At 74.4% G+C, this 20,690-nt stretch carries 12 protein-coding genes and 1 pseudogene; 10 read left to right on the top strand and 3 right to left on the bottom strand.

Annotated features, from left to right (window positions below):
- Positions 1-8: 8 nt before the first annotated feature.
- The 3 genes and pseudogenes from ANAE109_RS04445 (at position 9) to ANAE109_RS04430 (ending at position 4,571) form a co-directional block, all read left to right on the top strand.
- Complete coding sequence (locus ANAE109_RS04445) at positions 9-1,121, top strand: hypothetical protein (protein WP_011985184.1); 1,113 nt, start codon at positions 9-11, stop codon at positions 1,119-1,121.
- A gap of 1,135 nt (positions 1,122-2,256) precedes the next feature.
- Positions 2,257-3,203, top strand: a pseudogene (locus tag ANAE109_RS23935) (HNH endonuclease).
- A 366-nt stretch (positions 3,204-3,569) separates the two neighbouring features.
- Positions 3,570-4,571: a cupin domain-containing protein gene (locus ANAE109_RS04430; protein ID WP_011985183.1), complete on the top strand. Its 1,002-nt coding sequence runs from the start codon at positions 3,570-3,572 to the stop codon at positions 4,569-4,571.
- Between the two features lie 62 nt (positions 4,572-4,633).
- On the opposite strand, the gene tpx is transcribed toward ANAE109_RS04430, so the two are convergent.
- Positions 4,634-5,137, bottom strand: coding sequence for a thiol peroxidase (tpx, locus tag ANAE109_RS04425; protein WP_011985182.1), 504 nt, complete (start codon positions 5,135-5,137; stop codon positions 4,634-4,636).
- Positions 5,138-5,308: 171 nt separating this feature from the next.
- Positions 5,309-7,420: an ATP-binding domain-containing protein gene (locus ANAE109_RS04420; protein ID WP_011985181.1), complete on the bottom strand. Its 2,112-nt coding sequence runs from the start codon at positions 7,418-7,420 to the stop codon at positions 5,309-5,311.
- Positions 7,421-7,599: 179 nt separating this feature from the next.
- On the opposite strand from ANAE109_RS04420, the gene fdh reads away from it, so the two are divergent.
- The 7 genes from fdh to ANAE109_RS04380 all read left to right on the top strand — a co-directional run bounded on the left by fdh (position 7,600) and on the right by ANAE109_RS04380 (position 19,198).
- On the top strand, positions 7,600-10,881 hold the full coding sequence (gene fdh / locus ANAE109_RS04410) for a formate dehydrogenase (protein ID WP_083776796.1): 3,282 nt from the start codon (positions 7,600-7,602) through the stop codon (positions 10,879-10,881).
- Between the two features lie 2 nt (positions 10,882-10,883).
- Positions 10,884-11,813 (top strand): 4Fe-4S dicluster domain-containing protein, encoded by a 930-nt coding sequence (locus ANAE109_RS04405; protein ID WP_011985178.1) that lies wholly within the window; start codon positions 10,884-10,886, stop codon positions 11,811-11,813.
- On the top strand, positions 11,813-12,982 hold the full coding sequence (nrfD, locus tag ANAE109_RS04400; RefSeq protein WP_011985177.1) for an NrfD/PsrC family molybdoenzyme membrane anchor subunit: 1,170 nt from the start codon (positions 11,813-11,815) through the stop codon (positions 12,980-12,982). Before ANAE109_RS04405 ends, nrfD begins: the two co-directional genes overlap by 1 nt.
- Positions 12,966-14,021: a GTP 3',8-cyclase MoaA gene (moaA, locus tag ANAE109_RS04395; RefSeq protein WP_011985176.1), complete on the top strand. Its 1,056-nt coding sequence runs from the start codon at positions 12,966-12,968 to the stop codon at positions 14,019-14,021. The genes nrfD and moaA overlap by 17 nt, the downstream gene beginning before the upstream one ends.
- Before the next feature lie 21 nt (positions 14,022-14,042).
- Complete coding sequence (locus ANAE109_RS04390) at positions 14,043-15,371, top strand: OFA family MFS transporter (protein ID WP_011985175.1); 1,329 nt, start codon at positions 14,043-14,045, stop codon at positions 15,369-15,371.
- A gap of 84 nt (positions 15,372-15,455) precedes the next feature.
- Positions 15,456-18,326, top strand: a complete 2,871-nt coding sequence (locus ANAE109_RS04385) for a DUF748 domain-containing protein (RefSeq protein WP_041448119.1) — start codon at positions 15,456-15,458, stop codon at positions 18,324-18,326.
- A 5-nt stretch (positions 18,327-18,331) separates the two neighbouring features.
- Positions 18,332-19,198 carry a DMT family transporter gene (locus ANAE109_RS04380; RefSeq protein WP_011985173.1) on the top strand — a complete coding sequence of 289 codons (867 nt, stop codon included), beginning with the start codon at positions 18,332-18,334 and terminating at the stop codon, positions 19,196-19,198.
- Here the strand turns inward: ANAE109_RS04380 and ANAE109_RS04375 are convergent.
- Positions 19,195-20,682 carry a glutamate synthase subunit beta gene (locus ANAE109_RS04375; protein ID WP_011985172.1) on the bottom strand — a complete coding sequence of 496 codons (1,488 nt, stop codon included), beginning with the start codon at positions 20,680-20,682 and terminating at the stop codon, positions 19,195-19,197. The two genes, ANAE109_RS04380 and ANAE109_RS04375, sit on opposite strands and share 4 nt — an antisense overlap.
- Positions 20,683-20,690 lie beyond the last annotated feature (8 nt).

Here is a 20,690-nt window from a genome sequence, read left to right as displayed (position 1 = left end):
GACCGCCCATGAACCGCACGTTCGTCGCCCTCGTCCCCGTCCTCGCGCTCACGGCCGCCTGCGGGCCGGACTTCGACCCCGCCTCCGAGGTGCAGGGGCTCCGCGTGCTCGCGGTCCGCGCCGAGCCCCCCGAGCTCGCCCCGGCCTCCGACGGCGCCGCGCCCGCCCGGGCCGAGCTCGAGACGCTCGTCGTCCACCCCTCCTTCTCCGCAGATCCGGCGCGCCGCGCGGTGGTGCTCCACGTGGCGTGCACCCCCACGCCGGGAGACCCGCGCCCCTCCCCGTGCGCGAGCTACTCCGAGCTGGACGATCCGTCGGCGCTGCTCGCGGGCGCCGAGCTCGCGGCCGCCTGTGCCGCCCCCGGCGTCGGAGTGACGGGAGGGATCAGCTTCGGAGGCCTCGAGGCCTGCGGGCGAGACGGCTGCGGCCCGGTGGCGGTGAGGCGCGATCCGGACGACCCCGCCTCGACGGCCGCGCTGCCCCGAGCAGCGTACGCGCTGCCCGCGGACTACACGCTGTCGTCCCTCCCCCCGTCGTCTCCCGAGCGCGTCCTCGGCGTCGAGGTGACCGACCTCGCCCTCGCGCTCGACGTGACGCCCGAGGAGCTCGCGCCCGCGAGCGCGGTGGGGAGCGACTGCGAGCTCCTCGGCGCCGTCGCTGCGCGCTTCCAGGCGGAGTGGTCGCGCCGCGCCCACGTCGCGGCGCTGAAGCGGCTCCGCGTCCGCGGGCCGGCGGCCCCCTCCGCGCCGAACCACAACCCGGTCCTCTCCGCAGTGGCGCTCGACGGCGCGGCCCTGCCCGCGCCGGGCGAGGTGCCGGCGGCCGTGGCGTCGAGCGCGAAGGTGCAGCTCCTGCCGCTCCTGCCCGCGAGCTTCGAGGAGCTCCGGGAGACCTACGTCGAGAGCGACGCGGCGGGACAGCCCATCGCGACGCGCCAGGAGGACTGGGCCTTCTCCTGGTTCACGACGGCCGGGGAGCTCGAGAAGCTGCACACGAACCACCCCTCCGAGGCGGCGGAGCTGACCACGCCGGCGTCCGGCGCTCCGACGGTGTGGGTCGTCGTCCGCGATCTCGCGGGCGGGGTGGCGTGGCGGGCGGGGGCGCTCGCGGTGGGTCCGTGAGGCGTGCGCGTCCCGGCAGATGCTGGCCCAGTGCACGAGCGGGGCAACACCCGCTCGTGCTGAGCCTGTCGACGCACGAACGGGGCAACACCGGCTCGTGCTGAGGCTGTCGAAGCACGAACGGGGTCCCACGGTCGTCCATCAAGGGCACGGTGGCGCTCACGCACCCGCTCGTGCGGAGCCTGTCGAAGCACGAGCGGGCTCCCACGGTCGTCCATCAAGGGGGCACGGTGGCGCGCCGCCGGGGGCGGGACCTCACGTCCTCGGCGGGCCACGATGGACGGAGACAAGGTACGGGGGGCCGGTGCCGTCCGCAGACGCCGGCGGCAACGCGGGGCCGCATTGGGCGGAGTCGACGATGGACGAAGGGGCCTTGGCGGCCAACCGCGTTGCAGGCCGGGCCGTGCGTCGGGCGGCGCCTACCGCGTCCAGTGGCCCGCCTCCGGGCGCGAGGTCCCGCCACGTAGGGCGGCGCGCTGCGGGCGGGGAGACTGGGCTCGCTCGTGGCTGGCCAGACGTATGCCGAATGGTGTCACGTTCCGTAAATACGTGATCATCTAGCGTCGCGGTCGCGGTCGCAGTCGCAGTCGCAGTCCCGGCGGAGGTCGAGGTCGCGGTCTCTTCATTCATCACATCCCACGGCGACAGCACGCGCACGCGGGTCGGTCGCGTGCAGCCGCTCGACGCAGAGGCGCTCGGGCATCGATCGGAAATGCGCTCGGTTCCCGGCGTGCACCTCTGCGCATCGCACGCGGCGGGTCTTCGCCCGCGTCGGCGCGAGGATTGGGCAGCGGGCAGCGCAGGTCCGAGGATGTCGCACGCACGTTTCCCGTTGCGCGGCGACATTCACTAATAGTTCTTGCCATCTCCAGCGATAGCTCCTGCGAGCCACGCGAGTCCCAGTTGCGGTGGGTGAACGTTGCCCTCTTGACGTGGTTCGAGGCGAAACGCGCTCCGACGTCCTCGGCACGTCGAGAGCACGCACCTCGCGAGCGCAGACAGGGCACGCGTTGCGCGTCCCGCGCGCCGCGTGGATGGCGAAGGGGCGGGCCCGGAAAGCGGCGCAGGCGCGATCCTGGCGCGTCTCAGGAGGTGCGGAAATCGCGTGTTACGAAGGGTGCACAGGAGGTGCACCATGCCCGCGATCGCCCCTTCCGCCCTCGACTCGACCCTGCTCGCCCAGCGCCTGCGCGAGCTCGCAGGCCAGGAGCGCGACGTCCAGGTCGAGTTCCTCCTCCACCTCGAGGTGTTCGATCGCCGCCGCGCGTACGTGGACGCCGGGTACCCCTCGCTCTGGGCGTATTGCCTGGAGGTGCTCCACCTGCGCGAGGGCGCGGCCGGGCGACGCATCCAGGCGATGCGGGTGCTGCGCCGGTTCCCCAGCCTCGAGGGCGCGCTTCGGGATGGCCGCCTTTGCATCTCCACCGTCCAGCTGCTCGGCCATGTACTGACCGAGGAGAACCTGCCCGACCTCGTCGCCCGGGCCGCCTACCGCACCAAGGCCGAGGTGGATCACCTCGTCGCCTCGCTCCAGGCGCGCACCGCTCCGCGGGCGGGCGTGCGCAAGCTGCCCGACCGCGCTCCCGCCGCGCTCCCGCCGCGATCTCGCACATGATCCCGGACGGCGATCTCGCGGCGGTGCTCCGCGAGGCCATCCGCTGCGCCATCGAGACGCACGGCAGGCGCAAGGGCGCGATCGCGCCGCAGCGGCAGCGGCAGCGGAAGGACCGGGAGCCACGTCCCTCCGCCGAGTCCGCCGCGCCCACGAGCACGATCCCGGCGATAGTGCGGCGCGAGGTCTGGAAGCGCGACGGCGGACGCTGCGCGTGGGTCGGTCCGGACGAGCGGCGCTGCGACAGCCGCTGGCAGCTGGAGCTCGACCACATCCACCCGAAGGCCCTGGGCGGACCCTCGACGGTCGAGAACCTCCGAGTCGCCTGCAAGTCGCACAACCTGTTGCACGCCGAACAGACCTACGGGCGCGAGCACATGGATCGTTTCCGGCGTGAGAGCGCCTCCGAGCGGACGGGGTACGCCGGAGCCGCGCCGGGTGCCATCCAGCAGGGACTGTGGGCCACGTGACCGCGGACGGCGGAACGGGAGCTAAGCCCACCGCAGCGCGTTGCGGCGACGCGGCGGATGCGCGGCTACGCCGCCTCTCCGGCCCCTCGTAGCCGGCTTCCCTGGCTCGTAGTGCTCCCTCGCGCGTGCCCACCGCGGTCGCGCGGTCGGCACCTCGTCCCGAGGCCAGCGCGAGCCGATGTGACGAATGACAAGGTCGAGGTCCCGGTCGCGGTCGGGGTCGCGGTCGGGGTCGGGGTCGGGGTCGGGGTCGCGGTCGGGGTCGCGGTCGAACGTTCCCGTCATCCTCATCGGCAGCGCAATCTGCGACACCCCTGCGACCGCTTCCCCTCTGGTGGGGCCGGCGCGCGGCGCTATGCTGCGGTCATGCCCGAGGCCACTCTCCCCCGCATCCTCGTCCGCGCGAGCGAGCGCGGTCCGGCAGACTCGAACAGCCACCCCTACAACCCCCGGTCCGAGGTCCACGGGTGGATGCTCTCCCGCGCCGCCGGTCTCCGGCGGATCGCGGTGAACCTGGTGTGGCTACCACCGGGCAAGGAGTCCGCCATCTTCCACGTCCACTACCGCGAGGAGGAGTGGGCGTTCGTCCTCCAGGGCCGCGCCGTGGTCGAGCTCGACGACGCGGAGCACGAGCTCCGCCCCGGCGACTTCGTCGCCTTCCCGCCGGGCGTGGCGCACCACGTCCGCAACGCCTCCGCGGACGAGGGGCTCCTGCTGCTCGAGGGCGGGGAGATCATCGCGGACGTGGAGGTCGCCGACTTTCCGCGGCTGCGGCGCCGGGTGGTCCGGTTCGGCAACCAGCTCGCGGTCTACCCGATGGAGGCGGAGATCGAGTTCATCCCGGGCATGAAGGAGCTGCCTCGCGAGCTGTGCGGCCTGGGCCCGCCGGCCGACCGGCCGCGCCTCCTCGTTCGCGCCGCCGAGCGCGGCGAGCCGCGGATCTTCCATCACCCCCAGAACCCGCGCTCGGAGATCCGGCTGACGTGGCTCTCCCGGCCGGCGTTGAAGCGGATCTCGGCGGGCCTCGGCGTGGTGCCCGCCGGGAGAGAGTCGTTCGTGAAGCACGTGCACCGGCACGACGAGGAGTGGATGTACGTCCTCTCCGGGGCCGGCATCGCGGTGATCGGCGATCGCGAGGAGCCCATCGGCCCCGGCGACTTCCTCGGCTTCCCCGCCGGCGAGCCGGCGCACGGCGTCCGCGCGTCGCCGGAGGGCGAGCTCGTCTACCTGCTCGGCGGCGACGCCTGGTCGCCGACGACCATCGAGATCGCCGACTTCCCCGGGCTCGGCTTGCGGAAGACATTCGTGGGGACTCGCAGCGCCATGACGTTCCCGCTGGATGCGGCGGTCGAGGGCGCGGGGACGTAGACGACTCGAGGCCAGCGGGCGATCCCGCTGGCCTCGTGAGCTGGCGACGTCGCCGGAGCGAGCTATCCCTGCGCCGCCTTCAGGGCCGGCTCGTAGTCCGGCTCCTGGCCGATCTCGGGCACGAGCTGGCGGTAAACCACCTTGTCGTCCGCGTCGAGGACCACCACCGCGCGGCCGCACAGGCCGGCGAGCGGGCCGTCCGTGAGCAGGATGCCGTAGTCCTGCGCGAACTTCTTGTCGCGCATGAGCGAGAGCGTCACGACGTTCTGGAGCCCCTCGGTCGTGCAGAAGCGCTTCGCCGCGAACGGCAGGTCCGCGGAGACGACGAGCACCACGCTGTTCGCGAGCTGCCCCGCCTTCTCGTTGAACTTGCGGGTCGAGGTGGCGCAGACGGCCGTGTCGAGGCTCGGGACGATGTTCAGGATCTTCCGCTTGCCCTTGAAGTCGGCGAGCGAGACGTCCTTGAGATCGCCCCCCGTGAGCTTGAAGTCGGGCGCCTTGGCGCCGACGGCCGGCAGCTCGCCGCTGGTGTGGATCGGGTTCCCCTTGAGCGTCACCTGGGCCATGAATCCTCCGTTCGAGTTCGCGCGGTTGTAACCCGCGCCCGCGCGGAGCGCCGGGATTGTTCGCCGCTCCTCCCCAGCGGGGACGCACTCGCCGTCGCGCGCTCCGGTCGCACCCGCGAGGCGGCCGGCCGGCTCCTGCCCACGGGCCACACGCGCGCCGGGTGACGGCGCTCACGCCGCCGGGATGGCGCGGAGGAGCGGCGACGGCGTGCCCGGGGCCGCGATCCAGAGCTGGTGCGCGGCACGGGTGACGGCGACGTGGAGGCGGCGCCTTGCCTCGTCCGTGTCCGGGTAGGCGCGGACCGAGGCGTCGGGGACCACGACGTAGTCGAACTCGAGGCCCTTCACGCTCGCGACGTCGGTCACGTCCACCCCCGGCCGGAACGAGAAGCGGCCGTCGAGCGCGAGGCGCACCTCCGGCATGTCGGCGAGGAGCCGGTGGAACGCGCGCGCGACCTCGGCGGAGTGCGCGACCACCGCCACCGAGGCGTCCGGCTCGCGCTCCACGAGATCGCGGACGGCGCCGACGAGGAAGAGCTGCGCGTGCGCCTCGGTGGGGAAGTCGAAGCGCGACACCGGCGCGCCGTCTCGGCCGGTGCGCGGCAGCTCGCGCGGCGCGAGCGGGCCGAGGATGGCGTGCGCGGCCTCCGCGATCGGCCGGGGGCAGCGGTACGTCGTCTCCAGGCGGACGGTCGCGGCCCGCTCCGCGCCCAGCGCCGCGAGCGCCTGGGGCCAGCCGGCGTACGACGAGAACGTCTGCTGCGCCTCGTCGCCCGCGAGCGTGACGCTCCTCCCCTCGAGGTGCCGCCCCAGGGCGAACAGCTCGAACAGCGAGACGTCCTCCGCCTCGTCCACCACGAGGTGCGCGAGCTTCCTCCCGCTCCCGGCGCCGCCGAGCGTCGCCAGGAACAGCAGGATGGGCAGGTCCTCCGGGTCGAGCGTACCGGCGATCGCCTCCGGCGTGTCCTCCGAGACGCCCAGCCCGTCGAGCGTCTCGCGCCGGTCGGCGTCCACGCCGGCGATGGCGTCGTCCGGGGGCGGCGCCAGCTGCAGCCGGGTGTGGCGGTGCGTCTCCTCGACCGCCGTCGTGGGGAGATCGCCTCCCGACGCGCGGACCACGCCCTCGAGGAACGCGCGGTCCACGAACAGATCGCCGAGCTCCTGGCGCAGCTTGGAGAGCACCGGCCGCTGCCCCGCCAGGCGCGGCCGGCGGCGGAGCGTCTCGTGCAGCGCCGGGTGGCGCTTCAGGCGCGAGACGAGCGGCGGCGTGTCCGTGCACAGGCGCGGGGGCGGCGCTCGGAACACGCTCTGGAAGGCCCCGCGGGACCACGCGTCGAGGGTCCGCACGGCGGCGCGGTCGAGCCCGAGCGGCTCGAGGAGCCGCGCGGCGAGCTGGGCGAGGCCGAGCTCGGGCACGACCACCTGCATGCGGGAGGGCGGATAGCGCCGCGGATCCTCGAAGGCGATGCGGGCGAGGCGGTGAAGCGCCACGGTCGTCTTGCCGCTCCCGGCGCTGCCGATGACGAGCAGGGGGCGATCCGGCGGCGAGGAGACCGCCTCGAACTGCTCGGGATCGAGCAGCGCGGTGATCTCCGGCGTCGCCACGCGTCCCCGCGCGCCCGCACCCGTGCCGAGCACCCCGGCGCGCGCCGCGGTGCCGGCGCCCCCGCCCAGCGCGGCGCCCTCGACCGCGAGCCGTCGCCACACGCCGTCGGCGCCGCGCGCGACGGTCAGCTCGCCCGTGGAGACGCGCGTCAGCACCCCGCGCTCCACCACCACCACGCGCCGCGCCTCCACCACCCCCGCGGCCACCCTGCCCGGGAACGGCTCCTCGAACTCCTCGCCCTCGCGGTACCGGTAGAAGAGCGCCGACACCGGCGCGTAACGCCAGTCCACGACGCGCACGCCGGCGCCGCGATCCACGAAGGTGTGGCGCCCCAGGCAGTAGTCGCGCACCTCGCCGCCCTCGCGGACGCGCAGGTGGGCGAAGTACGGGGCGCTCGGGTCGGGGAATCCGTCCGGCCGCTGCCGCTCCAGGACGGCGCGGACGAGCCCCATCTCCTGGAACACGGTCGGCAGGTCCTTCGCGGTGGACTCGAGCGCCTCGTCGCGCAGCTCCCGTAGGCGGCCCGCGAGATCGCCCTCGCCGCTCCGGGCGGCCGCGCGCGCGCCGAGCGCGCCGTGCACCGCGGCGAGCAGGGCCTCCTCCTCGGCGACGATCTCGCGCGCACGGGCGTCGAGGTCGGCCGCGGGGGCGATCGGCTGGGTCGTCGGGTTCGGCAAGGGTCGAGCTTTTTAACGCGGCGCCAGGACGACCGCACGCCAGTCCGGGCGGCGGGGCATCCTACCCTCCGCCCTGACGTCGCCCCAGGCAAGCCGCGCCGCGCCGCGACCCGGTCTCGCGGCCGCGCTGGCATCACGTCCCCGGCGTGCCCACCCTGACGCGTCGGGGGGTTCACCCGATGCCCAGGCTGCCCGTCATCTCCGACTGGCCGGTCGCACGGCAGCTCGTCTCGGGCGATGGCTCCGGCCTCGGCGCGAGCGCGATGAGCGAGCGGACGCGCGAGCTCGCGCCCCGCACCGCCTCGGCGGATCGCGTGGTCCGCTCCATCTGCCCGTACTGCGCCGTCGGCTGCGGCCAGCTCGTGTACGTGAAGGACGAGCGGATCATCGACATCGAGGGGGATCCCGACTCGCCCATGTCCCAGGGCTGCCTCTGCCCGAAGGGCGCCGCGACCTTCCAGCTCGTCACCGGCTCGCACCGCGAGCAGCACGTCCTCCACCGCAGGCCGGGCGCCACGGCGTGGGAGCGCATCCCGCTGGAGCGGGCGATGGACATGGTCGCCGAGCGCGTGAAGCGCTCGCGCGACGCGACCTTCGAGGAACGCATCGAGGATCCCGGCGCGAAGCATCACGGCGCGCGGGTGCGTCGCTCGCTCGGGGTCGCGCACCTCGGCGGCGCGACGCTCGACAACGAGGAGAACTACCTCCTCAAGAAGCTCTACACGGCGCTCGGCATCGTGCAGGTGGAGAACCAGGCGCGGATCTGACACAGCTCCACGGTCCCCGGTCTGGGGATCTCGTTCGGCCGCGGCGGCGCGACGACCTTCCCCGCTGACCTGCAGAACGCCGACTGGATCGTCGTGCAGGGCTCGAACATGGCCGAGTGCCACCCGGTCGCCTTCCGCTGGGTGATGGAGGCGAAGAACCGCGGCGCGACGGTCATCCACGTCGATCCGCGCTTCACGCGCACGAGCGCCGTCTCCGACCTCCACGTCCCCATCCGCCCCGGCTCCGACATCGCCTTCCTCGGCGGCCTCGTCCGCCACGTCATCGAGAACCGGCGCTGGTTCGAGGAGTACGTCCTCCACTACACGAACGCGGCCACCCTCGTGGACGAGCGCTTCCGGGACACCGAGGACCTGGAGGGCCTCTTCAGCGGGTTCGACCCGGAGGCGAACTCGTACGACCCGGAGACCTGGTCGTACGAAGGCGTCGCGGGCACGGTGCCCGCCGCCGGGCACAAGGAGCTCTTCGCCGAGAAGGGCGCCGGCCGGGAGGCGCTGCACGGCAACGTCCTCGAGCGCAGGACCGACCCCACGCTGCAGGACCCACGCTGCGTCTTCCAGCTCCTGAGGCGGCACTTCTCCCGCTACACGCCGGAGGTCGTGGCGGAGACGTGCGGCATCCCCGAGCCGCTGTTCCTCGAGGTCGCCGAGACCCTGTGCCGCAACTCCGGCCGCGAGCGGACCGGGGCGTTCTGCTACGCCGTCGGGTGGACGCAGCACTCGGTGGGCGTCCAGTACATCCGCACCGCGGCCATCCTGCAGCTCCTCCTCGGCAACATCGGGCGTCCGGGGGGCGGGATCATGGCGCTGCGCGGCCACGCGTCCATCCAGGGCTCGACGGACATCCCGACGCTGTTCGACATGCTCCCCGGCTACCTGCCCATGCCGCACGCCCTCCTGCCGGACCGGGGCCTCGAGCGCTACCTGAAGAACAACCGCTCGCCGTCCGGCTGGTGGAGCGAGATGCCCAAGTACGTCGTGTCGCTGCTGAGGGCGTGGTTCGGGGACGCCGCGACGCGTGAGAACGACTGGCTGTTCGACGCTTTGCCGCGCCTGTCGGGCAACCACTCGCACATGACGACCGTCTCCGAGATGGCGGACGGGAAGGTGAAGGGGTACCTCGTCCTCGGCGAGAACCCGACCGTCGGCTCGATGCACGGGAGCCTCCACCGCAAGGGCCTGCGCGCGCTCGACTGGCTCGTCGTGCGGGACTTCGCCCTCACCGAGACCGCCGAGTTCTGGCGCACGGCGCCGGAGATCGCCCGCGGCGAGATCCGCACCGAGGACATCCGGACGGAGGTGTTCTTCTTCCCGGCCGCGGCGCACACCGAGAAGGACGGCTCGTTCACGAACACGCAGCGCTGCCTGCAGTGGCACCACCAGGCGATCGAGCCGCCCGGCGACTGCCGCAGCGATCTCTGGTTCGCGTACCACCTCGGCCGCCGCCTGAAGCGCCTCTACGCCGACGAGCCGGGGCCAAACGCCGAGGCGCTCCGCGCGCTCACCTGGGACTACCCGACGAAGGGGAGGCACGAGGAGCCGGACGCGGAGGCGGTGCTGCGCGAGGTGAACGGGTTCACCGTCGCGGACGGCAGGCCGGTGCCCGGGTTCAAGGAGCTCGCCGACGACGGCTCGACGGCGTGCGGCTGCTGGATCTACTCCGGGTGCTACAAGGACGGCGTGAACCAGCCCGCGCGCCGCAAGCCGCAGGGCGACCAGCACTGGGTGGCGCCGGAGTGGGGCTGGGCCTGGCCGTCCAACCGGCGGATCCTCTACAACCGCGCCTCGGCGGATCCCCAGGGGCGCCCCTGGTCGGAGCGGAAGCGCTACGTCTGGTGGGACGGGGAGAGGCGCGCGTGGACAGGGTACGACGTCCCGGACTTCATCGCCGACCGCCCGCCCTCGTACCGCCCTCCTCCCGACGCGCAGGGGCTCGCCACGCTCTCCGGCGACGATCCCTTCATCATGCAGGCCGACGGGAAGGGCTGGCTCTTCGCGCCGTCGGGCCTCCTCGACGGCCCGCTCCCGACGCACTACGAGCCGGAGGAGTCGGTGATCGAGAACCCGCTCTACCGGCAGCAGTGCAACCCCGCCCGCATGGAGTGGCACCGCGGCGACAACCCGTACCACCGGGCGTTCGCGGATCCGCGCTTCCCGTACGTGGTCACGACGTACCGCCTCACGGAGCACCACACGGCGGGCGGGATGAGCCGCTGGCTCTCGTGGCTCGCCGAGCTGCAGCCCGAGCTGTTCTGCGAGATCTCCCCGGAGCTCGCCGCGGAGAAGGGGCTCGCGAACGGGCGCTGGGCCACGATCACCACCGCGCGCGGCGAGATCGAGTGCCGCGTGCTCGTGACGGAGCGGATGAAGCCGCTCCGCGTCAGGGGCCGGACGCTCCACACCATCGGCCTCCCCTACCACTGGAGCTACGTGGGGCGCGTGCGCGGCGATCCCGCGAACGAGCTCATCCCGTTCGTCGCCGACCCGAACGTCTCGATCCAGGAGTCGAAGGCGCTCACCGCGGACATCCGCGAGGGCCGCCACTCCCGCGGACGGCGGTCCGCGACCGACGGGCTCGAGCTCCGCCGGCCCGAGCCGCCCCACGCGCCGCCGCCGCGGGATCTCCCGGGGATCCGGACGGCGCATCGCCACCCGCCCACCGAGCCGAGGAAGTAGCCATGCAGCGGCTGGGCTTCTTCACCGACACGACGCTCTGCATCGGCTGCAAGGCGTGCGAGGTCGCGTGCAAGCAGTGGAACCAGCTCCCCGACGACGGCTTCCGCTTCACCGGGATGAGCTATGACAACACCGGGATGCTCGGCGCCTCGACCTGGCGCCACGTCGCCTTCGTGGAGCGCGCCGCGGAGCTGCCGGGGCAGGGCAGCCCTCGCGACGGCGTCGAGGGCGGGGCCCGGGCCTTCGGCGAGCTGTTCCCGGCCGGGCAGCCCGGACCCACGAGCCTGCTCGGCGACATCCAGCCGACGCACCTGGAGACGCCGGTGGCGCTCGGCCCGACGGAGCGCGCGCTCGGCAGGTTCTCCTGGCTCATGATGTCCGACGTCTGCAAGCACTGCGAGCGCGCCGGCTGCCTGGAGGCCTGCCCCACCGGCGCGATCGTGCGCACCGAGTTCGGGTCGGTCTACGTGCAGCCGGACGTGTGCAACGGCTGCGGGTACTGCGTGTCCGCGTGCCCGTTCGGCGTGATCGAGCGGCGCGAGGAGGACGGGCGCGCCTGGAAGTGCACCCTCTGCTACGACCGGCTGAGGGGCGGGATGGTGCCGGCGTGCGCGAAGGCCTGCCCGACCGCGTCGATCCAGTTCGGCGCGCTCGACGACCTGCGGGCGCGGGCCCGCCGCCGCGTCGAGCAGCTGCGCGCGCGCGGCGTGGGCGACGCGTACCTGTACGGCGAGGACGCGGCGAGCCAGCCGGGCACCGAGGGGCTTCACGCGTTCTTCCTGCTGTGCGATCGGCCGGAGGTCTACAACCTCCCCCCCGATCCGGTGGTGCCCACCGCGAAGATCGTGCGGTCGTGGCGATCGATGGCCGCCGGCGTGCTCTCGCTCGCGGCGCTCGCGATGGCGGCGGTGGTCTCTGCGCGGAGGACGTGATGGACGCGAGCGATCCGCTGCGGCGGCAGCAGGCGGCCCGCGACGGGCGCAACGTGGATCCGGCGGTGGGGCGCCTCGCCGGCGAGGGGTCCGCGCAGCGCGCCTCGCCCGGGCGGGCGGCGGCCGCGCTCGCGCGGCTCGAGCGGTTCACGGCGGAGCGCGCGCGAGAGGAGGCCGAGGGGCCGAGCTACCACGGCCTGCCGGTGCTGAAGGAGCCCGTGTGGAGGTGGATGATCCCGGCGTACTTCTACGTGGGCGGCCTCGCGGGCGCGGCCGCGGTGCTCGGCGCCGCCGCCCAGCTCGCCGGCGGACGCGACACGGCGGGCCTCGTCCGGCGGTGCCGGCTCGTCGCCGCGGGCGGCGCGGTCGCGAGCGCCGGGCTCCTCATCGCGGACCTCGGCCGCCCCTCGCGCTTCCTCGCGATGCTGAGGGTGTTCCGCCCGACGTCCCCGATGAACATGGGGACCTGGACGCTGTCCGCGTTCGGCGCCCTGTCCGGTGCGGCGGCGCTGCCGGAGGCGATCGGCGCGCGGGGCCTGCGGCGCCCGGCCGACCTGGCGGGGCTCGGGGCGGGGCTCGTAGGGCTCCCCCTCGTCGGCTACACCGGCGTGCTGCTCGCCAACACCGCCGTCCCGGTGTGGCAGCAGACGCGCAACACCCTCCCGATGCTGTTCGCCTTCTCCGGGGCCGTGAGCGCAGGCGCCGCCATGGATCTCTGGCCGCCGCCCGGCGCGGGCGGCGAGATGGCCCGCCGCTTCGGGCTCGTCGCGAAGGGCGGAGAGCTCGCGCTCACCTGGGCGCTCCACCGCGAGGCGCAGGTCGAGCGCGTGCGCCACCCGCTGGGCCGCGGAGAGGCGGGCGTCCTGCTCCGGGTGGCGCGCGCGTCGCTCGCGGCATCGGCGGTCCTCGACCTGCTGCGCCGCGGCTCGCCGGGCCTGCGGATCGCCTCGGGCGTGCTCGGCACGCTGGGGACGCTCGCCGTCCGCTTCGGGGTGGTCGCGGCGGGCCGGGCCTCCGCCCGGGACCCGCACGCGACGTTCGAACAGCAGCGCGCCGGGCGCGGGGCCGCGGAGGTTCTTAGGAAGGGAGAGGCGCCCGGACGGATGCCCGCGCCGCGCGGGATCGAAGCGACGGGCCAGGAATCGGTGGAGCATGGAGCGTTCCCCTGATCTCGCCGGGCCGCAGCCGGCCACGCGCCCCGCCGCGGGCGCAGCGGTGAACGGCGCGTGCAACCCGCGCGGCGCGCTCGTGGACGCGCAGGGCCGGAACATCAGCTACCTGCGCGTCTCGCTCACGGATCGCTGCAACTTCCGCTGCACCTACTGTTCCCCCGCGGCGCACGAGCCCCCGGACGCCCTCCTCTCGCGAGCCGAGCTGGCCCGGCTCTTCCGGCTCTTCGCCGCGCTGGGCGTGCGGCGCGTCCGGCTCACCGGCGGCGAGCCGACGCTCCGCAAGGACGTGGTCGAGCTCGTCGCGGACGCGGCGGGGACCCCGGGCATCGAGGACGTCGCGATCACCACCAACGGCCACCGGCTCGACGAGCTCGTCGAGCCCTTCCGTGGGGCGGGGCTCGGCGCGCTGAACGTGTCCCTCGACACGCTCGCGCCGGAGCGCCTCCGCGGCGTCTCCGGCCAGGCGGCGCGGCTCGAGCGGATCCTCTCGGGCATCGACGCGGCCGCGGGGAAGTTCCGCTCGCTCAAGATCAACACCGTGGTGATGCCCGGCGTGAACGAGGACGAGGTGGCCGACCTCGTGCGCTACGCCTGGGACCGCGGCGCCCTCCCACGGTTCATCGAGCAGATGCCGTTCGCAGGGGGCGAGGTCGTCCCGCTCGCCGAGGTCCGCCGCCGGCTGGAGGAGGCCGGCATCTCCCTGACCCCGGACCGCTTCCGCGGCTGGGGCCCCGCCCGCCACATGCGCGGGCGGGATCGCGACGGACGCGAGGGGCTCGTCGGGTTCATCGGCGCGATGACCGAGAACTTCTGCGAGGACTGCAACCGGGCGAGGATCGCGGCGGACGGGGGGTTCCAGGCCTGCCTCGGCGGCGCCGATCGCGTGCAGCTGCGGGATCGGATGCGTGCGGGCGAGCCGGACGAGGCGCTCGCGGAGGCGGTCGCGGGCGCGCTCGGGCGGAAGGCGCCGCGCCACCACATGGAGGAGGCGCGCTCGGGGCTCGTGCTGCTCGCGATGCGCGGGATAGGAGGGTAGGCTGCGCGGCGGGAGGTCCTGATGGCTTCGAATCGCTGGCTCATCGCCGCGGCGGGGACGGTGGCGATGGCGTGCCTCGGGACCGTCTACTCCTGGAGCCTCTTCACGCAGCCGCTCATCGCGGCCTTCGGCTGGTCGAACACCACCACCACCTGGAGCTTCTCCCTCGCGATCCTGTTCCTCGGGATCGGCGCGGTCGTCGGCGGGCGTTGGCAGGACGCCCGGGGACCGCGGCAGGTGGCGGTGACGGGCCTCCTCCTGTGGGGGCTCGGCAACGTGCTCGCGGGGCTCGGCACCCCTGGCCTGGGAGCGCCGTGGCTCTACGCGACGTACGGGGTGATCGGCGGGCTCGGGCTCGGGCTCGGGTACGTCACGCCGGTCGCCGCGGTGACGAAGTGGTTCCCCGATCGGCGCGGGCTCGGCAGCGGCATGGTCGTGATGGGCTTCGGGCTCGGCGCGTTCTTCTACAACAACGTCCTGAAGGCGATCCCCGCGTTCGCGGCGGCGTCCCGCGAGGCGGCGGCCGTCGTCGCGGCGGGCGGCGGCCGGGCGCTCTCCCCGGAGGCGGTGAGCACCGTCATGCGGACCTTCGTCTGGTCCGGGGTCGTCTTCGCGGCGCTGGGCGGGCTCTGCGCGCTCGCGCTGCGAGACCCGCCCGCCCAAGGCGCGGTGCCGGGCGCGGCGCCGGCGACGGCCCCCTCGCGCGTGGCCCGCGACTACGCGCCCTCCGAGGCGCTTCGCACGCCCCAGTTCTGGGCGCTCTGGGCGATGCTCTTCCTGAACGTCACCGCCGGCATCCTGTTCATCTCGAACGCCGTGCCGATCATGCGCGAGCTCACCGGGACCGCGCCCGAGGCGGCGCTCGCGGTCTACGGGTTCATCGCCCTCTTCAACGGGCTCGGCCGGTTCTTCTGGGGCGCCGTCTCGGACCGCATCGGCCGGAACGCCGCGTACCTCCTCATCTACGGCTCGCAGGCCGTGATCTTCTTCCTCGTCGGGGGCGTCCACTCGCTGCCCGTGGTCTCCGTCCTCTTCGCGGTCGTGCTGCTCGGCTACGGCGGCGGGTTCGGGACGATGCCGTCGTTCACCGCCGACTACTTCGGCACGAAGTACATGGGCGTGAACTACGGGTGGATCCTGCTGGCCTGGGGCGTGGGCGGGGTGGTCGGTCCGATCTTCGTGTCGCTGGTGAAGGACCTGACCGGCTCGTTCTCCGGCGCCCTGCCGGTGATCGCCGCGATGCTGCTCGTGGCGGCGATCCTGCCGGTCGTCACGCGCCGCCCCGGCGCCTCGCGCGAGGGCGCCGCTCGGTGGGCGCACCTGTTCCCGAAGCGCGGCGCCGCGGCCTGATCGGCGCGAGCCCCTCGCCGGCCGGGTGCGCACCCTGGGGGGCGCCCGTTGCGCGCCATGGGCACCTGGTGGTTAAAGGTGCCCATGGCCGCCCCCACGCCCACACCGCCGCGGAAGCGGCGGCTCGTCCGCGTCGCCGTCACCCTCCTCGCGCTCTTCGCCGTCTACACCGCGCTCGGCTTCCTCGCCGCGCCCGCCCTCCTCCGGCGCGTCCTCGTGAAGGAGGGCTCGGCCGCGCTCCACCGCGACGTCACCGTCGCGAAGGTCCGCGTGAACCCGCTCGCCCTGTCGCTCACCATCGAGGGGCTCGCCGTGAAGCACCGCGACGGCGCGCCGTTCGCCGGCTGGGAGTCCCTCTACGTCCGGCTGGCCCCGCACCGGCTCGTCCTCGGCGAGCTCGGCCTCGCGGAGATCCGGCTCGTGAGGCCCTCCCTGCACGTCGGCCTCGCCGCCGACGGCGCGCTGACCTTCCAGGACCTGCTCGAGCCCGAGGGGCAGCCTGCGGCCGCGCCGCCGCCGCCCGGAGAAGCGCAGGGCGGACCGCGGGTCTCCATCGGGAGGCTCGCGGTGGAGGAGGCGAGCGTGACGTTCCGCGACGCGACCCGCCGCCCGGCGTTCGACACCCTCCTCGGGCCGCTCACCGTCCGGCTCGAGTCCTTCCGCACGAGGGGCGGCGGCGACAGCCCCTACGCGTTCGCGGGCACGACCGAGTCCGGCGAGACCTTCCGCTGGACGGGCACGGTCCGCACGGAGCCGCTCCGTTCCGCGGGGACGCTCGCGTTCGAGGGGATCCAGCTCCCCAAGTACGCGCCCTACCTCCAGGACCAGCTCCCCGCCGACCTGCACGACGGGCGCCTCGACTTCGAGACGCGGTACGAGCTGGAGTGGGGCGCCGCCCGGCGCGTGCTCGCGCTCGCGGGCGGCAGGCTGACGGTGGACCGGCTCGCCATGGGGCCGCGCGGCGTGCCCGACCCGGCCGTGAAGCTCTCGCGCATCGAGGTGACCGGGATCGACGTGGACGCGCTCGCGCAGCGCGCCAAGGTCGCCGCGGTCGCGCTCCGCGGCGGCCGCGTGCGCGTGCTGCGCGAGCCCGGCGGCGAGCTCGAGCTCGAGCGGATGGCCCCGCCGCCGTCCCCGCCCAGCCCGTGGAGGTGGTCGGTCGGCGCGCTGGCGGTCACCGGCCTCGCCGTGGAGCTCGAGGACCGCACCCCGGCCCGGCCGGTCGTGCTGCCGCTCACCGAGGTGCAGCTCCGGCTCGAGCAGCTCCGGCCCGACGTCGACGCCACCTGGCCCCTCGCGCTGTCGCTCGTCTGGAACGGACGCGGGCGGCTGTCCGTGAAGGGACCGGTGCAGCCGTTCGCGAGCAAGGGGACGCTCGAGCTCGACGCCGTCGATCTCGACCTCGCGCCGCTCCAGCCGTACCTCGAGCCCGACGTCACGGCGCGGCTCACCGGCGGCCGCGCCGGGGCGAAGGCCAGGGTCGAGCTCGACGCGTCCGGCGAGGCGCCGCGCTGGAAGTTCGCCGGCGACGTGCGCCTCGACGGGCTCTCCGTCGCGGAGCGGGGCAACGAGGACCTGCTCCGCTGGCGCGCCCTCGAGGTGAGCGGGATCGACGCCGCGTCCACGCCGCCGCGCGCGTCGGTGCGGCTCGTCCGGCTCGTGGAGCCGCGGGTCAAGGCCTACCTCTGGGAGGACGGCGCGACGAGCTTCGAGCGCGCGCTGCGCGCCCCGCCCCCGCCCGCGAGGCCCGCGGCGCCGGCCCGCGCGGCCGCCGCGCCCGAGTGGCGGACCGCGATCGGCGCCGTCCAGGTGGTGCGGGGCCGCGCCTCGTTCGTCGATCGCTCGGTGAGCCCGCCCGCGCTCGTGAACGTCACCGGCGCCGACGCGAGCGTGACGAGGCTGTCCTCCGATCCCAGGGTGCGGTCGACCGTGGACGTGAAGCTCCAGGTCGAGGGCGCGTCGCCCGTGCGCGTCGCGGGAACGCTCAACCCGCTCCAGAAGGAGGCCTACACGCAGCTCACGGTGGCCTCCCAGGGCGTCGATCTGTCGCCGCTCGGCACGTACGCCGGGAAGTTCCTCGGCTACGGCATCCAGAAGGGCAAGCTCGACCTCGATCTCCGCTACACGATCGAGCGCCGGAAGCTCACCTCGACGAACGTCGTGAAGGTGAACCAGTTCACGCTCGGCGAGGCGACGAACAGCCCCGACGCGACGAAGATCCCGGTGCGGCTCGCGCTCGCGCTGCTCCAGGATCGGAACGGCGTCATCCTCCTGGACGTCCCGGTCGAGGGGGACCTCGACGACCCCGAGTTCCACCTCGGCAAGGTGATCTGGCGGACGGTCCTGAACGTGCTCGTGAAGGTGGCGGCCTCGCCGTTCAGCGCGCTGGCCGCGCTCGCAGGAGGCGACTCCGCCGACCTCTCGCTCCTGGAGTTCACGCCGGGGACCGCGGACGCCCCGGCCGCGGGGGAGCGGCTCGGGATGCTCGCGCGATCGCTCGCGGAGCGGCCCGCGCTCGGGCTCGAGCTGGAGGGCTCGGCCGATCCCGAGCAGGACGGCCCCGCCCTGCGGCGCGCCGCGCTGGAGCGCTCGCTCCGGCGCGCGAAGGCCGCGGCGATGCGACCGCCGCCGCCGTCGCTGGACGAGGTGACGCTGACGGCGGACGAGCGCGGCCGCCTCGTGCGCGCCGCGCACGCCGCCGCCTTCCCGCCGGCCGGGCGCAAGCCGGGCGAGGCCGCGCCCCCGCAGCCCTCGCAGCAGGAGATGGAGGAGCGCCTCGCGGCCGCCGAGGAGGTGCCGCTCGACGCCTACCGCTCGCTCGCCGCCGAGCGGGCGCAGCGCGCCAGGGAGGTGCTCCTCGCGGCGGGGGTCGATCAGGCCCGGCTCTTCCTGACGCAGGGCGGCGAGCGCGCGGGGCGGGAGAAGGGCGCGCGGGTGTACTTCACGGCCAGGTGAGGACGATGCCGGCGCTCCCCGCGCCGCGATCGCGCGCGGCCACCGCCCTCCTCGCCGCCGCGGCGCTCGTCTGCTTCGCGGCGAACTCGCTCCTCGCGCGCGCCGCGCTCCGCGGCGGGCGCGCGGACCCGGCGAGCTTCACGGCCATCCGGATCGCGTCCGGGGCGGCGTTCCTGGCGGTGCTCGCCGCGGCGGCCGGCCGCCGGCGGCGCGGCGGCGGGAGCTGGGCCTCGGCCGCGGCCCTCCTCGTCTACGCGGCGGCGTTCTCCCTCTCCTACGTGCACGTCCCCACCGGCACGGGCGCGCTGCTGCTCTTCGCCGCCGTGCAGGTCACCATGATCGGCGTCGCCGTCGCGCAGGGCGCCCGCCCGACGAGGCCCCAGTGGCTCGGCATCGCGCTCGCGCTCGGCGGCCTCGCGGCCCTGACGCGCCCCGGCGCGCACGGGGCGACCGTCCCCGCGGCCGCCTCCATGGTCCTCGCGGGAGCGGCGTGGGGCGTCTACTCGCTGCGCGGGCGGTCGGCCCGCGATCCGCTCGCGACGACCGCCGACAACTTCGTCCGCGCGACGGCGCTCGCCGCGCCGCTCGCGGCGGCGCACCTCCTGGCCTCGGAGGCGCGGCTCACCGCGGCCGGCGCCGTGCTCGCCGTCGCCTCGGGCGCGCTCGCGTCCGGCGGCGGCTACACGCTCTGGTACGCCGTCGTGCCGGCGCTCGGCGCCACGCGCGCCGCCGCCTTCCAGCTCGCGGTGCCCGTGCTCGCGGCCGCCGGCGGCGTGGCGCTGCTCGGCGAGCACGTCACGGCGCGGCTCGTCCTCTCGGCGGCCGCGATCCTGTGCGGGATCGCGCTGACGCTCGCTCGCCGGCGGGGCTAGGGAGGGAGGACGGTCTCTCCGTAGGAGAGGTACCGGTCCACCGACTGCGCGGCCTCCCGCCCCTCGCGGATCGCCCACACCACCAGCGACTGCCCGCGGCTCATGTCACCCGCCGCGAACACCCCCGGCACGCTCGTCATCTTGGCCTCGTCCGTCCAGACGTTGCCGCGGTCGTCGAGCTTCACGCCGAGCTGCTTGAGCATGGGCTTCTCGGGCCCCACGAAGCCGAGCGCGAGGAGGACCAGGTTCGCCGGGATGACGCGCTCCGAGCCGGGGAGCTCCCTCGGCCCGAAGCGTCCGTCCGGGCCCTTCGCCCACTCGACGTCCACGACGTGCAGCTCCTTCACGCGGCCCTCGGCGTCGCCCACGAAGCGCTTCGTGAGCACGCGCCAGCGCCGGGGATCGTTCCCCCACAGCGCCTTCGCCTCCTCCTGGCCGTAGTCCACCTTGAGGACCTTGGGCCACTGCGGCCACGGGTTGTCCGCCGCGCGCTCGAGGGGCGGCTGGGGGAGGATCTCGAGCTGGACGACGCTCCGCGCGCCGTGGCGGATGGCGGTGCCGACGCAGTCGGTCCCGGTGTCTCCGCCCCCGATGACCACCACGTCGTGGCCCTTCGCCGAGACGAACCGCCCGTCCGCGTGGCGGGAGTCGAGCAGCGACTTCGTGTTCGCGTGCAGGAACTCCATGGCGAGGTGGATGCCCTGCAGCTCGCGCCCCTCGACGGGCAGGTCGCGCGCCTGCGTGGCGCCGCCGGCGAGCACCACGGCGTCGAAGTCCTTGAGCAGCCGCTGCGCCGGGATGTGCTTGCCGATCTCCGTCTCGGTGACGAAGCGCACGCCCTCGTCGGCGATGAGCTGCACCCGCCGCTCGACCACGCCCTTGTCGAGCTTCATGTTCGGGATCCCGTACATGAGGAGCCCGCCGGCGCGATCGGCCCGCTCGAACACGGTGACGGTGTGGCCAGCCCTGTTGAGCTGCTGCGCGGCGGCGAGCCCGGCGGGGCCGGAGCCCACGATCGCGACGCGCTTGCCCGTCCGCACCGCGGGCGGCTGCGGGACCACCCACCCCTCGGCGAACGCGCGGTCGATGATCTCCGACTCGATGAGCTTGATGGTGACGGGCGGCTCGTCGATGCCGAGCGTGCAGCTCCCCTCGCACGGCGCAGGACACACGCGCCCCGTGAACTCCGGGAAGTTGTTCGTCTTGGCGAGCCGGATGTACGCCTCCTGCCACTGGCCGCGGTAGACGAGGTCGTTCCACTCGGGGATGAGGTTGTTGACCGGGCACCCCGCGGCCATGCCGGCGATGAGCGTCCCCGTGTGGCAGAACGGGATGCCGCAGTCCATGCAGCGGGCGCCCTGCGCGCGGAGGGTGTCCTCCCCGTACGGCGGGTGGGCCTCGCTCCAGTCCCTGATGCGTTCGAGCGGCGGCCGATCGTGCTTCGGCTCGCGCGGGTACTCCATGAATCCGGTGGGCTTTCCCATGCTTTTCC

It is taken from the genome of Anaeromyxobacter sp. Fw109-5 (assembly GCF_000017505.1).
GTDB lineage: Bacteria > Myxococcota > Myxococcia > Myxococcales > Anaeromyxobacteraceae > Anaeromyxobacter.
The sequence above is the reverse complement of the archived record's forward strand: the minus strand, read 5'-3'. Positions and strand labels throughout refer to the sequence as shown.

Excerpts from the sequence above, each read along its gene's own strand:
- ANAE109_RS04445 (WP_011985184.1), top strand. The coding sequence starts at position 9 with ATGAACCGCACGTTCGTCGCCCTCGTCCCCGTCCTCGCGCTCACGGCC.
- ANAE109_RS04430 (WP_011985183.1), top strand. The coding sequence starts at position 3,570 with ATGCCCGAGGCCACTCTCCCCCGCATCCTCGTCCGCGCGAGCGAGCGC.
- tpx (WP_011985182.1), bottom strand. The coding sequence starts at position 5,137 with ATGGCCCAGGTGACGCTCAAGGGGAACCCGATCCACACCAGCGGCGAG.
- ANAE109_RS04405 (WP_011985178.1), top strand. The coding sequence starts at position 10,884 with ATGCAGCGGCTGGGCTTCTTCACCGACACGACGCTCTGCATCGGCTGC.
- nrfD (WP_011985177.1), top strand. The coding sequence starts at position 11,813 with ATGGACGCGAGCGATCCGCTGCGGCGGCAGCAGGCGGCCCGCGACGGG.
- moaA (WP_011985176.1), top strand. The coding sequence starts at position 12,966 with ATGGAGCGTTCCCCTGATCTCGCCGGGCCGCAGCCGGCCACGCGCCCC.
- ANAE109_RS04390 (WP_011985175.1), top strand. The coding sequence starts at position 14,043 with ATGGCTTCGAATCGCTGGCTCATCGCCGCGGCGGGGACGGTGGCGATG.
- ANAE109_RS04385 (WP_041448119.1), top strand. The coding sequence starts at position 15,456 with ATGGCCGCCCCCACGCCCACACCGCCGCGGAAGCGGCGGCTCGTCCGC.
- ANAE109_RS04380 (WP_011985173.1), top strand. The coding sequence starts at position 18,332 with ATGCCGGCGCTCCCCGCGCCGCGATCGCGCGCGGCCACCGCCCTCCTC.
- ANAE109_RS04375 (WP_011985172.1), bottom strand. The coding sequence starts at position 20,682 with ATGGGAAAGCCCACCGGATTCATGGAGTACCCGCGCGAGCCGAAGCAC.